A 15409-nucleotide genomic window follows, 5' to 3' on the forward strand; every position below is an offset into this window, starting at 1 on the left:
CCACCGTCCAGCGGAGAGCCACGCCTCGGAAGGCCACAGCCGACTCACCCGGGGCCCTCCTCGCGCGGGCCGCACGCCCCGTGCGCCCCATGCGCCCCGGGCCGTACGACAGGTGACGGGTGCCCTGCGCCGACCTCACGCCCCCGGGGAGGCCACGGCCGCCCGCACCGTCCACCCCGGCCCGCCGGGCCCTGCGACTGCCGTCGGGTCCCGCCCCCCTCACGGCACCGCGTACAGCACCTCCCCCCGCGGCCCCCGGGCCACCGCCCGCAGCGCCGGGTCGTGCAGTACGCCCCGGTGGTCCAGCACCCAGCGCACCTCGTACTCCCGCTCGATGCGCCGCCGCTCGAACGGTGACGTGCCCGCCGCGAAGTACGCACGGGTGGCGGCGACGCGGCGTTCCTCGTCGGCCAGGAAGAAGTCCGGGTAGCCGGGGGCGACCGTGTAGGGGCCGTAGGCCGGGACCTGGCGGGCGACCCGGCCGTCGGCCATGACGACGTCTCCGTACCGCACCCGGGAGGTGATCCACCCGTACCCCGGCCACGGCCGCCGGTACTTCTCCGCGACCGGACCGGGCAGCGCGTCGGCCGGGACGACGTAGCCGAGCGCGCCCGCCTGCGCCCAGGCGCCGGCCAGCAGCGCCGCGGCGAGCAGCGCCGCCCACACCCGCCGTGACCCCGCCTCCACGACCGCGAGCGCCGCCGCGAGCTGCGCCGGGATCACCGCCGCCGGAAGGGCCCGCGCCCATGAGTAGTGTCCGGTGACCCGGCCCGCCGCGACGGCCAGCACACCGAGGGCGCAGAACACCACCAGCGGGTCCCGGTGGTCGCGCCGCCACCGCGCCACCAGCGCGGCCACCCCGAGCAGCGCGAGACCGAACCGCGCCACCGGGTGCGCGTACAGCACCCGGTGCACCGTCTCCAGCCGCTCCCCCGCGTCCGCCAGTGCGAAGAAGTCGTAGTACGGCCACGCCCCGAGCACCGAGACGCCCAGCAGCAGCGCCCCGCCGAGCCGGGGCCACACCGCGCGCCCGGGACGCGCGGCGGCCACCGTGGCGGCCGCGCCGGCCGTGGCCACCACCCCGGAGAACTGGTGGCAGAGCAGGATCACCGCCCACAGCACGCCCAGCCCCAGCCACACCCTCCACCCGGCGGGCCGGCGCAGCGCCCCGCTCAGCCAGGTCCAGAAGTGGAAGGCGAGCCCCAGCGTGAAGGTGCTCGGATACGCGGCGGTCAGGGCGAGCGAGTGCAGCCCGGTGAAGCCGCTCCACAGGAGGGGCTCGGTGCCCCACAGGAACCACAGGGACAGCAGCGCGAGCACGGGGGCGGCCGGGTGCGCGCTCAGCGTCCGCACGTACCGCCACACGCCCGTGACCAGCAGCGACAGCCCGACCGCGGCGGCCAGCCGCAGCACCACGAAGACGTCGAGGCCGGTCGCCCGGGCGACACCGCCGAGCACCAGCGTCCACGGCGAGTAGTACGGGCTCGGGGTGTTCGCGTCGACCAGCGGGTTGCCCGGGGCGAGCGGGGAGTGCCGCAGCCGCTGCACGGTCGCCGCGTGGATGCCGAGGTCGCCCATCCACGGCAGCCGTACGACGACCAGGACCAGCAGAAGCAGGACCAGTCCGGTGACGCCCGTGGCCAGGGCCCGGCCGACGGCGGCCGGGCGGATGCCGGAGCGCCGTGCGCCGGTCTCCCCGGACACGCCGGACGACGAGAAGCGGACAGTCACACGGGAGCCCTATCCCGTCGCACCGCCGTCCCCACGGGTTCGCCGCCGTTTCCCGCCCAACGCACCACACACGCGCGAGGGGCGCCCCGGACCGTGACGGTCCGAAGCGCCCCTCGACGGGTCCGCCGCGCTACGAGTTCCTGAGCAGCGTGCGCATGGTCCGCATGGCCACCGACAGGTTGGCCAGGTCGAACGAGTCGGAGTTGTGGATCTCCTCCAGGGTGGTGCGGGCCCGGCCCAGCAGCGCCGCGTTCTTCTGCTCCCACAGCGCGAACCGCTGCTCCGGCGTCGACGCGTCGTCGCCCTCCGCGAGCACGTCCGCGGTGACCGCCGCGTGCGCCGCGTACAGGTCCTCGCGGATCGCCGCGCGGGCCATGGACTGCCACCGGTCCGCGCGCGGCAGCTCGATGATCCGGTCCATCAGCTGGGTGATCCGCAGCCGGTCGGCGAGGTCGTAGTACACCTCGGCGACGTTCAGCGGCTCCTTGCCCATCCGGTCGGCCACCGACACGATGTCGAGCGTCGGGAAGGCGGAGGAGAACCCGGCGACGCGCGTGGCCAGCTCGTCCGGGACCCCGGCCCCGCTGAGCTCGTCGTAGATCTTCCGGTACCACTCCAGGTCCTCGCCGCGCAGCAGCTTCGGCAGCTGCGACCAGACCAGCTCCACCCGCTCGGCGAAGAACGACACCGTCTCCTGGAGCTGCAGCGGCTGCGGCCGGTTGTTCAGCAGCCAGCGCGTGCCGCGCTCCACCAGGCGGCGGGAGTGCAGCCGGATCCGGGTCTGGGTGGCCGCGTCGACCTTGTTGTCGAGCGCCTCCACGCCGTCCCACACCCACGAGGAGCGGAAGATCGCGCGGGCCGCGGTCTGCGCCCGGACGATCTCCTCCAGCGACGCCCCGGTCTCCTCGCGCATCCGGTGCAGATACGTGGTGCCGCCGGTGTTGACCGTGTCGTTGACCAGCACGGTCGTGGTGATCTCACGGCGCAGCGGGTGGGTGTCGATGTACTCCCCGAACTGCTCGCGCAGCGCGGTCGGGAAGTACGCGTGCAGCAGGCCCTTCAGGTACGGGTCGTCGGGCAGCGAGGTGTGCAGCAGCTCGTCGGCGACGGTGATCTTCGTGTACGCCAGCAGCACCGCCGTCTCCGGCCCGGTCAGGCCCTGCCCGGAGGCGAGCCGCTCGCGGATCTGCCGGTCGGTGGGCAGGAACTCCAGCGCCCGGTCCAGATGGCCCTCGCGTACCAGGTGCTTCAGGAAGCGCTGCTGCGCGTGGATCATGTCCTTCGACTGGGCGAGCGCATTGGCGATGGCGGTGTTCTGCGCGTAGTTGTTGCGCAGCACCAGGCGGCCGACCTCGTCGGTCATCTCGGCGAGCAGCTTGTTGCGCTGCTTCACCGTCATGTCGCCTTCCTTGACCAGGCCGTTCAGCAGGATCTTGATGTTCACCTCGTGGTCGGAGGTGTCCACGCCCGCGCTGTTGTCGATGGCGTCGGTGTTGATCCGGCCGCCGTGCAGCGCGAACTCGATCCGGCCGAGCTGGGTCAGGCCCAGGTTGCCGCCCTCGCCGACGACGGAGACGCGCAGGTCCTTGCCGTCGACGCGGATCGCGTCGTTGCTCTTGTCGCCGACGTCCGCGTTCGACTCGGTGGACGCCTTGACGTAGGTGCCGATGCCGCCGTTCCACAGCAGGTCGACCGGCGCCCTGAGGACGGCCTTCATCAGGTCGGCCGGGGTCATCTTGGAGATCTTCTCATCGATGCCCAGCGCCTCACGGATGTGGCTGTTGATCTGGATCGACTTCGCCGTGCGCGGGAAGACGCCGCCGCCCGCGGAGATCAGCTCCGTGTCGTAGTCGGCCCAGCTGGAGCGCGGCAGCTCGAACAGCCGGCGGCGCTCGGCGTACCCGGTGGCCGCGTCCGGGTTCGGGTCGATGAAGATGTGCCGGTGGTCGAAGGCGGCGACCAGGCGGATGTGCTCGCTGAGCAGCATGCCGTTGCCGAACACGTCGCCGGACATGTCGCCGATGCCGACGACCGTGAAGTCCTCGCTCTGGGTGTCCACGCCCAGCTCGCGGAAGTGCCGCTTGACGGACTCCCAGGCGCCGCGGGCGGTGATGCCCATCTTCTTGTGGTCGTAGCCGGCCGAGCCGCCGGAGGCGAAGGCGTCCCCGAGCCAGAAGTTGTAGCTCTCGGCGACCTCGTTGGCGATGTCGGAGAAGGTCGCGGTGCCCTTGTCGGCGGCGACGACCAGGTAGGTGTCGTCCCCGTCGTGCCGGACGACGTCCGCCGGCGGCACGACCTCGCCGCCCACCATGTTGTCGGTGATGTCGAGCAGCGCGGAGATGAACGTCCGGTAGGAGGCGATGCCCTCGGCCATCCACGCGTCGCGGTCGACGGCCGGGTCGGGCAGCTGCTTGGCGACGAAGCCGCCCTTGGCGCCCACCGGCACGATGACGGTGTTCTTCACCATCTGCGCCTTGACCAGGCCGAGGATCTCGGTGCGGAAGTCCTCACGCCGGTCGGACCAGCGCAGACCACCGCGCGCGACCTTGCCGAAGCGCAGGTGCACGCCCTCCACCCGCGGCGAGTACACCCAGATCTCGTACGCCGGGCGCGGCGCGGGCAGGTCGGGGATGGCCTGCGGGTCGAACTTCATGGAGACGTAGTCGTGCGGCTCGCCGCCGCTCGCCTCCTGGAAGAAGTTGGTGCGCAGCGTCGCCTTGATGACGGTGAGGAAGGAGCGCAGGATGCGGTCCTCGTCGAGGCTGGCGACCTGGTCGAGGGCGGCGTCGAGCTCCTCCAGCAGGGCGTCCACCAGCTCGTACCCGGCGCGCTGCCGGTCCGGCGACATCCGCGCCTCGAACAGGGAGACCAGCAGCCGGGTGGTGTGGACGTTGTGGCGGAGGGTGTCCTCCATGTAGTCCTGGCTGAAGGTGGATCCGGCCTGGCGCAGGTACTTGGCGTACGCGCGCAGCACCACCGCCTGGCGCCAGGTCAGCCCGGCGCTCAGCACGAGGGCGTTGAAGCCGTCGTTCTCCGCCTTGCCGGTCCAGGTCGCCGCGAAGGCGTCCTGGAAGCGCTCGCGGGCGTCGTCGCCGAGGTAGTCCACCCCGCCGCCGGGCGCCTGCGGCATGCGCAGCCCGAAGTCGTAGATGTAGGCGACGCTGCGGTCGTCGCACCGCAGCTCGTACGGCCGCTCGTCGATGACCTCGACGCCCAGGCGCTGCAGCACGGGCAGCACCGCGGACAGGGAGACGGCCTGGCCGGTGCGGTAGATCTTGAAGCGGCGCTCGTCGGGCGCCGCGCCCACCGGCTCGTACAGGCTGAGCGCGAAGTCGTGCTGCTCGCCGAGCTCCTCCAGGCGCACCAGGTCGGCCACGGCGCTGCGCGGGCTGTGGTCGGCCTTGTAGCCCTCGGGGAAGGCGCCCCCGTAGCGGCGCAGCAGCTCGGCGGCGCGCTCCTCGCCGAACTCGGTGGTCAGCGCCTCGGAGAAGCCGTCGGACCAGGAGCGGGCGGCCTCGGCGAGCCGGGACTCGAGGCGTTCCTTGTCGCTGTCGGACAGATGGCGCAGCTCGGTGCCCTGCGGGACGCGGACGACGAAGTGCAGCCGGGAGAGGACCGACTCGGTGTTCCACGCGGTGAAGTCGACGCTGACGCCGCCGAGCTCCTCCTTGAGGATGTCGATGATCCGCAGGCGCACCGCGGTGGTGTAGCGGTCGCGCGGCAGGTAGACGAGGGCGGAGTAGTAGCGCCCGTACTCGTCCTGGCGCAGGTACAGCCGCAGCCGGCGGCGCTCCTGGAGGTAGAGCACCGAGGTGGCGATGGCCTGCAGCTCCTCGACCGGGGTCTGGAACAGCTCGTCGCGCGGGTAGGTCTCCAGGATCTGGAGCAGGTCGCGTCCGTCGTGGCTGTGCGGGGAGAAGCCGGCCCGCTCCAGGACGTCCTCGACCTTGCGGCGGATCACGGGCACCCGGCGCACGGACTCGGTGTACGCGGCGGAGGAGAACAGTCCGAGGAAGCGGCGCTCGCCGATGACGTTGCCGTCGGCGTCGAACTTCTTCACGCCGATGTAGTCCAGGTACGACGGCCGGTGCACGGTGGCGCGGCTGTTGGCCTTGGTGAGGATCAGCAGCTTGTGCTCGCGGGCCTTGGCGCGGGCGTCGGCGGGCAGCCGCTCGAAGGACGGGCTGACCGGGTGTTCCTCGTCGGTCGCGTGGTGCGGGTCGGAGCGCAGGATGCCGAGTCCGGTGCCGGGCACGGCGGCCAGCGAGTCGTCGGCGCGCAGTTCGTACTCGCGGTAGCCGAGGAAGGTGAAGTGGTCGTCGGCGAGCCAGTGCAGCAGCTCGCGGGCCTCCTCGACCTGCAGCGGGGGCAGGTCGGCGGGCATGGGCTCGTCGGGCAGGGCGTCGGCGAGGGAGGTGGCGGCCTGGCGCATCTTGCCCCAGTCCTCGACGGCCTCACGGACGTCGGAGAGCACCCGCAGCAGATCGGCGGTGATCTGCTTGAGGTCGCCGCGGTCGGTCTCGCGGTCGATCTCCACGTGAATCCAGGACTCGACGTGCGCGTCGTGCGGCAGGTCGCGGGCGTCCTGCGGGAGGTCGCCGCCGACCGGGTCGGGGAGGACCTCGATCAGCTTGCCGGTGACGTCCCGGCGGACCACGAACTGCGGGTGGATCACGACGTGGATGCCGCGGCCCTGGCGGGTCAGCTCGTTGGTGACGGAGTCGACGAGGAAGGGCATGTCGTCGGTGACGACCTCGACGACGGAGTGGCTGCAGGTCCAGCCGTTCTCCTCGACGGTCGGGGTGTGCACCCGGACGTTGGCCGTGCCCTGCGGGCGGTTCTCGGCGAGCCGGCGGTGCGAGACGGCGGCCCCGAAGATGTCGACCGGGTCGCGGTCGGTGAGGTCCTCCGGGGCGGTGTGCAGGTAGTAGCGCTGGAGGAACGCGAGGACGGCATCCCGGTCGGGCGTGTCCCCCTCCGTGGTCCCAGTCGGTAGTTTCCCCCCGGCCGGGCTGTTCTCAGCTACCCGGGCGGCTCGGTCGAGCAGCTCGGCCTTGGCTTCGTCCAGCTTGGTCTGCATGGTCCTCTGGCTCCTGTCGCGCGCCGTTGCGTGACGTAGAAGGAAGTACGGTCTCCGACCCTGAGGTGCGGCGGTACGACACGGGGTGTCCGGTCTGTGCCGACGGTATGCCGCAGGGTGAGAGGAGCGGGGGCGTCTCGGCGGAATTCGGTGCGTCCGACGGGTGTGACGTGGATCTCCGTGACGCCTGCCCCTCCGGGGTGCGCCGCGTCCCGTGCCGCCCGCGAGGATCAGCGGTCGCCACCCGGTCACGGATGTCCTCCGTGGTCGCCGGGCGCACAGCGGGGACGCCACGGTCCCCGCGAGCTATCGCGCTGATCACGGTGCCTAGGCTATCGCTCTCCGGAGGGGCCCCGTCATGAGCCGTATGTGTACAAAACCGGGGGGCGAACTTTGACGTTTCGCACAGTGCGCCCGGGCCCCTGGATCAGCCGGAGACCGCGAGGCGCTCCGCCTGCGCCACGGCTTCGCTCAGGCTGTCGACGACCGGAACCCCGACCGCCTCCAGACTGGCCCGGCCGTGCGAGCCGCCGGACCAGAGGACGGCGTGCGCGCCGACGTGGAGCGCGGCCAGCGCGTCGTCGGCCGCGTCCCCGATCACCACCGTGCGGCGCGGGTCCACCGCGTCGCGCAGCGCGTCCAGGTGGCGGACCATGTGCTCGGCCTTGCTGCCGCCGGAGAGGCCGGTGCGGCCGTCGACGCGTATGAAGTGGGAGGAGATCCCGAAGTCCTCCACCAGCGGGACCAGGTCCTCGTGCCCGTACATGCTGAGGATGGACTGGCTGCGGCCCGCCGCCACCCAGTCCTTGAGCAGGTCCTCCACGCCGTCGGCGAGACCGCAGCGCACCCGGTGCTCGGTGTAGTGGCGGTGGAAGACGGCGTCCATGACCTCCCACTCGGCCTGGCTGGGCAGCCGGCCCATCAGCCGCTCGTAGAAGCGCGGCACCGGCACGCAGTACAGCTCCCGGTAGAGCTCCAGCGTGATGGGCGCGAGGCCCAGCTCGGCGAAGGCCGCGTTCGTCGCCCCGATGACCGCGTCGACGTCGTGGAACAGCGTGCCGTTCCAGTCCCAGACGATGTGCGCGTCCGTGTGCGTCCCCATGCGGAAAACCTACCCGGGCCGTCAGGAGACGAGCTGCGGGATCTCCTGCGTCGCGAACCACAGCAGCTCGTGGTCCTCCGCGCCGTCCACGACGAACTGCGCGTCGTCGTCGCCCTTGTCCGCCGCGTCCAGCGCCCGCGCGGCGGCCGCCACGTCCTCCTCGGCGTCCTCCGCGTCCACGTGCACCGCGGCCGCCTTCGCGAGCCGTACGGGCCCGGCGAGGCGCACCTCGCCCAGCGTGGCCGGGTCCGGTCCCCGGCCGGGGTCGGCGGAGGCGGCGCCGTCGGCCACGTCCACGGCGACCACGACCCTGCGGCGGGGCGCGGCGGGGTCGGCGGCGAGGAGGCGCAGGGAGGCCAGCGCGGCACGGCCGAGCGCGGCGTACTCCAGTTCCTCGATGTCGTCGGAGACGTACCACTCGCGCAGCGCGGGCGTCACGGCGTACGCGGTGAACGGCCCGTCGCCCAGCTGCCCCGTCCTGTGCGCCTCGGCGAGCCCGGGGAGGGTGAGGGGGACGTAGACGCGCATGGTCGGCCGCTTTCGTCAGCTCGGATCACTTCTTCGGCAAGGTCTCAGAATACGTCGCACCCGTCCCCCTTCGAGCCCTCGCGACCCCCTCCGGGGCCGTCACCGTGAGTCCGGGGATTCACCCGCCCGACCCGCTTGAACAGAGGCTCGTCACGACGACGACCACCCGGATAAGTGAACTTCCCACCCCGTCCCGCACACCCCCGCCCTTCCTTGCCCCGCCCCCGCACGGCCCCGTACAAGATCCACGTCACGAAGTTACTGCCCGGTACCCGGCTCCCCCGCCGGCCCGGCCTTCAGAACGGGGCCCTCGTGCACAAGGTCATGAGCAGAACACCACGCCGCTCCCCCGCGGCGGTCCCCCCGCGTGTCCCCACAGCGGGCACCCCCCTCTCTCCGTCCCCGGGCCCGGGCCGCCCCAGAGCCACGCCGAGCCGCCGCACCCGTCCCACGGACAACCGCCCGGCGGGCCGCGCGCCGACGCGCGGCGGCCGTACGGGCTCAAGGCCGGGAGCGCCGTCCGCCGCGCCGTACGAGCACCTGGGCGGGCCGCTCGAGCCCAAGGACGGAGCACCCGCGGGCACACCCGCAGGGGCCGCGGGAACCGCGCCCGCGGGCTGGGGCTCAGCACCCGTAGGGGCGCCCGCCCAGGCCGCACGCAGGGCGCCGGACGGCACCGCGCCCATGCGGCCGGGCGGGATGCCTCGGGGCGTCCCGCAGCCCCGGCCCACCGACCGGTTCGCCGAGCTGCTCGTCGCCGTGCTCAGCGGGCAGCGCCCCGTCCACGCCATGCTGCGGCACAGCGCCGGGCAGGCCTACGACGAGCTGATCCGGCTCGCGGAACGCGGGCCTCTGCGGACGCGGGGCGTGCGGCCCGTCGTGCGGGACATCGGGTGGTTCGTGCCACGCGAGGGCGCCATCGAGGCGTTCGCGCGGATCGGCGCCGGGGACAGGCTCCGCGCGATGGCGTTCCGGCTGGAGCGCGGCCGGGACCTCCGCTGGCGCTGCACCGCCGTCGAACTGGGCGGCCCCCGCTGACGACCCCGCACAACGGCCGGGGCCGGACACCCTCAGGTGCCCGGCCCCGGCCGTCAGTGCCGTCGGTGCGACGGCGGTCACGTCACTTCTTGCGGCGACGCCCGCCCCGCGCCTGCTTGCGGCGCTCCGCACGGGTGAGCCCGTCCGCCGACGAGCGCACCGGCTCGTCGTCGGTGGCCAGCTCGCCCTCGATGGTGCCGCCCTCGCCGTCCACCGTGGGAGCGGAGAAGTGGAGGCTCCGCCGCTGCGGGGCGTCCAGCCCCTTCGCCCGGATCTCCGGCCGCGCCTGCGCCGGCACCGCGTCCTGCTTCTCCAGGTCGGCGGTGGGCTTGACGTCCTCGACCGGCACCTCCTCGACCTGCTGCTCGACCTGGACCTCCAGGTTGAACAGGTAGCCGACGGACTCCTCCTTGATGCCGTCCATCATCGCGCTGAACATGTCGAAGCCCTCGCGCTGGTACTCGACCAGCGGGTCCTTCTGGGCCATCGCGCGCAGGCCGATGCCCTCCTGGAGGTAGTCCATCTCGTAGAGGTGCTCGCGCCACTTGCGGTCCAGCACCGACAGCACGACCCGCCGCTCCAGCTCACGCATGATCTCGGAGCCGAGCTGCGCCTCGCGCGCCTCGTACTGGGCGCGGATGTCGTCCTTGATGGACTCGGAGATGAACTCGGCGGTCAGACCGGCACGGTCGCCGGCCGCCTCCTCCAGCTCCTCGATGGTGACGCTCACCGGGTAGAGCTGCTTGAAGGCGCCCCACAGCCGGTCCAGGTCCCAGTCCTCGGGGAAGCCCTCGGCGGTCTCCGCCTGGACGTACGCGTCGATGGTGTCGTCCATGAAGTGGTGGATCTGCTCCTGCAGGTCCTCGCCCTCCAGGACGCGGCGGCGCTCGCCGTAGATGACCTCGCGCTGCCGGTTCAGCACCTCGTCGTACTTCAGGACGTTCTTACGCGTCTCGAAGTTCTGCGTCTCCACCTGCGACTGCGCGGACGCGATCGCACGGGTGACCATCTTGTTCTCGATCGGCACGTCGTCCGGCACGTTCGCCATGGACATCACGCGCTCGACCATCTGCGCCTTGAACAGCCGCATCAGGTCGTCGCCCAGCGACAGGTAGAAGCGGGACTCGCCCGGGTCGCCCTGACGGCCGGAACGGCCGCGCAGCTGGTTGTCGATACGCCGCGACTCGTGCCGCTCCGTGCCCAGCACGTAGAGGCCGCCGAGCTTCTCGACCTCTTCCTTCTCGGCCTTCACGGCCTGCTCGGCGCGCGCCATCGCCTCCGGCAGGGCCGCGGCCCACTCCTCGATGTGCTCCTCGGGGTCGAGGCCGCGCTGCCGCAGCTCCGCCTCCGCGAGGTCCTCGGGGTTGCCGCCGAGCTTGATGTCCGTACCACGGCCGGCCATGTTCGTCGCGACCGTGACCGCGCCGCGGCGGCCGGCCTGGGCGACGATCTGCGCCTCACGCTCGTGGTGCTTGGCGTTCAGCACCTCGTGCTGGATGCCCCGCTTGGAGAGCTGCTGCGACAGGTACTCGGACTTCTCGACCGAGGTGGTGCCGACGAGGATCGGCTGGCCCTTGCGGTGCTTCTCCTCGATGTCGTCGACGACCGCCTCGAACTTGGCGACCTCGGTGCGGTAGATCAGGTCCGACTGGTCCTTGCGGACCATCGGCCGGTTGGTCGGGATGGGCACCACGCCGAGCTTGTAGATCTGGTGGAACTCGGCGGCCTCGGTCATCGCCGTACCGGTCATGCCGGACAGGCCCGGCAGTTCCTTGCCGTTGTGGTCGTGGCGCTTGTAGAGGCGGAAGAAGTTCTGCAGCGTGATCGTGGCGAGGGTCTGGTTCTCGTCCTTGATCGGCACGCCCTCCTTGGCCTCGATGGCCTGGTGCATGCCCTCGTTGTACCGGCGGCCGGCGAGGATACGTCCGGTGTGCTCGTCGACGATCATGACCTCGTCGTCGATGATGACGTAGTCCTTGTCCTTCTTGAAGAGCTCCTTGGCCTTGATGGCGTTGTTCAGGTAGCCCACCAGTGGCGTGTTCACCGACTCGTAGAGGTTGTCGATGCCGAGCCAGTCCTCGACCTTGGCGACGCCGGACTCGTGGATGGCGACCGTGCGCTTCTTCTCGTCGACGTCGTAGTCGCCGGTCTCCTCGATGCCCTTGAGCGGGTTGCCCGGCTCACCGCGCTTGAGGCGCTTCACCAGCTTGGCGAAGTCGCCGTACCACTTGGTGGCCTGGTCCGCGGGGCCGGAGATGATCAGCGGCGTACGGGCCTCGTCGATGAGGATCGAGTCGACCTCGTCGACGATGGCGAAGTTGTGGCCGCGCTGCACCAGCTCGTCCTTCGACCACGCCATGTTGTCGCGCAGGTAGTCGAAGCCGAACTCGTTGTTCGTGCCGTAGGTGATGTCGCACGCGTACTGCTCGCGGCGCTGGGCCGGCGTCATGTTGGCGAGGATGCAGCCGACGCTCAGGCCCAGGAAGCGGTGGACGCGGCCCATCATCTCCGAGTCGCGCTCGGCCAGGTAGTCGTTGACCGTGATGATGTGGACGCCCTCGCCGGACAGGGCGTTCAGGTACGCGGGAAGCGTGCCGACGAGGGTCTTGCCCTCACCGGTCTTCATTTCCGCCACGTAACCCATGTGCAGGGCCGCGCCGCCCATGATCTGCACGTCGTAGTGGCGCTGGCCCAGCACGCGCCGGGCGGCTTCACGGACGGTGGCGAAGGCCTCGGGCAGCAGGTCGTCCAGGCTCTCACCGTCGGCGTAGCGCTGCTTGTACTCATCGGTGAGGGCCCGCAGCTCGGCGTCGGAGAGGCCTTCGAAGTCCTCTTCGATGGAGTTGACCTGGTCCGCGATGCGGTGCAGCTTGCGCAGGATTTTGCCTTCGCCTGCACGCATGATCTTCGAGAGGACGGACACGGGGGTTGGTCTCCTTGCCGGTCGGGCCTGGGACGGTCGGTTTCCGTTTCACTGACTGAGCAACGGCCATCGTATGCGAGGACCCCGTCACGCCGGGAGGCCTGCCGGGGCGGTGACCGTCCGCCGCAGCCGAACCGTGGCACGGCTGCTACACGGACAACGTCCCAGGCGCCCGGATGGTGCCGCAGGCGTACGGCGAATCACACGCAGGGTGATCATCGGACCACCGCTGGGGAAAGGTATGGCGTCCGCCGCCGCGACGTGCGCAGAATCGCCCGATGGAACCCGTCACGCTCACCACCGACCGTCTGTTCCTGCGCACCGTCGGCCCGCAGGACACCGACACGGTGTACCGGATCTGCCAGGACCCGGACATCCAGCGCTGGACCACGATCCCTTCGCCGTACCTCCCCGAGCACGCGCGCGGTTTCACCGAGCAGATGGTCCCGGACGGCTGGGCGAACGGCACGATGTTCACCTTCGGCGTCTTCCTGCCCTCCGGGGAGCTGGCCGGCATGCTCGGCATCACCATGCGCTCGCTCGCCACGGGTGAGGTCGGCTTCTGGAGCGCCAAGGAGCACCGCGGCAACGGCTACATCACCGAGGCCACCGTGGCCGCGTGCCGCTGGGCCTTCACCGAGATGTCCGTCGACCGCATGGAGTGGCGCGCCGAGGTCGGCAACACGGCCTCCCGCGCGGTCGCCGAGCGGGCCGGCTTCACGATCGAGGGCGTGCTGCGCTCCTCGCTCGTCAACAAGGGGGTGCTGCGCGACGGCTGGGTCGGCTCCCTCCTCCCCTCCGACCTGGGCCTTGCTTCGACCACCCCGTACGTGCCGGCCCGGGGCTGACGCCACGGCGCCCGCCGTTGTCAGTGGGGCCCTCTAGGGTGCGGACGTATGACGACCCTGCCGCGTCCGACCACGGAACTCTCGGCCGACGAGGCCCGCCGCATCGCCCTGCGGGCCCAGGGACTCCTCGGCGCCCCCGACCGCCGCGCCGGTGTGCGCGGCGTCCTGCGCCACCTCGGCGCGGTGCAGCTCGACACGATCTCCGTCCTCGCCCGCTCGCACGAGCTGATTCCGTACGCCCGTCTCGGCGCGGTGGGCCGCCGCGCGGTGGAGGAGGCGTACTGGAAGCAGGGCGACCGGCCCGCCCACACCTTCGAGTACTGGTCGCACGCCGCGTGCATCCTGCCCGTCGAGGAGTGGCCGCACTTCGCCTTCCGCCGCCGCGCCTACCGCGCCCGCCCGCACTGGAACCACGAGCTGCCCGACGATGTGTACGACCAGGTGATCAAGCAGCTGCGCACCGACGGGCCGCTGACCGCCACCGAGCTGGGCGGCGCCAAGCGCACCAGCGAGTGGTGGGACTGGTCCGGCACCAAGGTCGCCGTGGAGCGCGCCCTGATGTACGGCGAGGTGGTGTGCGTGGAGCGGCGCGGCTGGAAGCGGGTCTACGACCTGGCCGAGCGGGCCGTGCCGGCCGAGCTGCTGACCGAGGAGCCGACGGACGAGGAGTGCCTGCGCCGTCTGGTGGGGCTGGCGGGGCGGGCGCTGGGGGTGGGCACGCGCGCGGACATCGCGGACTACCACCGGCTGAAGGGCGAGCAGGTCGACGCGGTGATCGCCGACTCGGGTCTGGTGCCCGTCACGGTCGAGGGCTGGTCCAAGCCGGCCTGGGCGGACCCTCAGGCCCTGGCCACGCCGCCGCGCGGCCGGCACCGCACGACGCTGCTGTCCCCGTTCGACTCCCTGATCTGGGAGCGGGCGCGCACGGAGCGCATCTTCGGCTTCACCCACCGCCTGGAGGCCTACGTCCCGAAGCCCAAGCGGATCTACGGCTACTTCGCGATGCCGGTGCTGGCGGGCGGGCGCCTGGTGGGCCGGGTGGACCCGGCGCGCGAGGGACACACGCTGGTCGCCCGGCAGGTCACGCTCGCCGGGCGCGCGGCGGTGCCGCAGGTGGCGCAGGCGCTGGTGGAGGCGGCGGGCTGGGTGAACTGCGCGGACGTGCGCGTGGAGCGGGTGGACGCGCCGGAGCTGCGCGAGCCGCTCACGGCGGAGCTGGCCCGGCTGCTCGGCTGAGCCCGGCCCCGCGTCCCCGGAGGCCGATGAGGCCGGCGGAGGTCAGCGGACGTCAGCGGATCTCGAGGATCTTCTCCCGCATCGCGTAGACCACGGCCTCCATCCGGGAGTGCAGCTGGAGCTTCTCCAGGATGTTGCGCACGTGGTTCTTCACGGTGTTCTCGGAGATGAACAGCTCCTTGGCGATGTCCCGGTTGTTCATCCCCGTGGCGACGAGCTTGAGGACCTCCAGCTCGCGGTCCGTCAGCCGGGGCGCGGGGACGAGCCGGCGCTCGTCGGTGCGCTGGATCATCGACTTGAACTCGGTGAGCAGCTTCGACGCCATGGAGGGGCTGATCTGCGACTGCCCGTCGGCGACGGCGCGGATGGCGGTGGCGACCTCGTCGGTGGAGATCTCCTTGAGGAGATAGCCGGTCGCGCCCGCCTTGATGGCGTCGTAGAGGTCGGCCTCCTCGTCGCTGATCGTCAGCATGATGATCTTGGCGCTGGGGGCGACCTCCTTGATGGAGGTGCAGGCCTCGATGCCGCCCCGCTTGGGCATCCGCACGTCCATCAAAACGATGTCGGGCAGCAGGTCGGCGGCCTTCTCCACGGCCTCGGCGCCGTCACCGGCCTCGCCGACGACCTGGATGTCCTCCTCGGCGGCGAGCACGATCTCCAGACCGCGGCGGAACAGCGCGTGGTCGTCCACCACAAGGACTCTGATCGGCTCCTTGCGCGGAGTGTCCGCGTCCGGGCCCATGCCGACGACGCCGTCGTCGGCATCCTCGTCCCGCATCGGTCCGAAGCTGTCCGCCATCGCGTTCCTCCCCCTGAAGGCCGTGGCCTGTGGTCCTGACCATCGCCAACCCAAGGCAACGGCCCACCGGTTGGGCCGCTGCCGCCATGATTCCATGCCGCACCGTCAGCGGGGTGCCGGTGTG

General features: G+C 71.6%; 9 protein-coding genes. 3 read left to right on the forward strand and 6 right to left on the reverse strand.

What is annotated here, in order from left to right:
* Positions 1–219 precede the first annotated feature (219 nt).
* The 4 genes from AY578_RS12725 to AY578_RS12740 form a co-directional block, all read right to left on the reverse strand.
* Entirely contained in the window at positions 220–1731 is a 1512-nt protein-coding gene (locus AY578_RS12725) for a putative glycosyltransferase family protein (protein WP_206310432.1), read from the reverse strand.
* Positions 1732–1861: 130 nt separating this feature from the next.
* Positions 1862–6811 carry an NAD-glutamate dehydrogenase gene (locus tag AY578_RS12730; protein ID WP_019526578.1) on the reverse strand — a complete coding sequence of 1650 codons (4950 nt, stop codon included), beginning with the start codon at positions 6809–6811 and terminating at the stop codon, positions 1862–1864.
* A gap of 427 nt (positions 6812–7238) precedes the next feature.
* Complete coding sequence (locus AY578_RS12735; protein ID WP_258902372.1) at positions 7239–7913, reverse strand: HAD family hydrolase; 675 nt, start codon at positions 7911–7913, stop codon at positions 7239–7241.
* Positions 7914–7934: 21 nt separating this feature from the next.
* Positions 7935–8441 carry a DUF6912 family protein gene (locus tag AY578_RS12740; RefSeq protein ID WP_136239829.1) on the reverse strand — a complete coding sequence of 169 codons (507 nt, stop codon included), beginning with the start codon at positions 8439–8441 and terminating at the stop codon, positions 7935–7937.
* 699 nt (positions 8442–9140) lie between these two features.
* Here AY578_RS12740 and AY578_RS34075 point away from each other — a divergent pair.
* A complete protein-coding gene (locus AY578_RS34075; protein WP_370879040.1) occupies positions 9141–9479 on the forward strand; it encodes an Rv3235 family protein in 339 nt (112 codons plus the stop codon).
* 82 nt (positions 9480–9561) lie between these two features.
* Here the strand turns inward: AY578_RS34075 and secA are convergent, their stop codons facing one another.
* Entirely contained in the window at positions 9562–12402 is a 2841-nt protein-coding gene (gene secA, locus AY578_RS12750; protein WP_019526574.1) for a preprotein translocase subunit SecA, read from the reverse strand.
* 278 nt (positions 12403–12680) lie between these two features.
* Here secA and AY578_RS12755 point away from each other — a divergent pair, with 278 nt between their 5' ends.
* Both AY578_RS12755 and AY578_RS12760 read left to right on the forward strand, forming a co-directional pair.
* A complete protein-coding gene (locus AY578_RS12755) occupies positions 12681–13250 on the forward strand; it encodes a GNAT family N-acetyltransferase (RefSeq protein ID WP_137210241.1) in 570 nt (189 codons plus the stop codon).
* A 48-nt stretch (positions 13251–13298) separates the two neighbouring features.
* Entirely contained in the window at positions 13299–14486 is a 1188-nt protein-coding gene (locus tag AY578_RS12760) for a winged helix-turn-helix domain-containing protein (protein ID WP_019526572.1), read from the forward strand.
* A 52-nt stretch (positions 14487–14538) separates the two neighbouring features.
* Here AY578_RS12760 and AY578_RS12765 read toward each other — a convergent pair whose 3' ends face one another.
* Entirely contained in the window at positions 14539–15285 is a 747-nt protein-coding gene (locus AY578_RS12765; RefSeq protein ID WP_006132445.1) for a response regulator, read from the reverse strand.
* Positions 15286–15409 lie beyond the last annotated feature (124 nt).

Origin of the sequence: Streptomyces thermocarboxydus (assembly GCF_024760485.1) — a bacterium.
GTDB classification, from domain to species: Bacteria; Actinomycetota; Actinomycetes; order Streptomycetales; family Streptomycetaceae; genus Streptomyces; species Streptomyces cellulosae.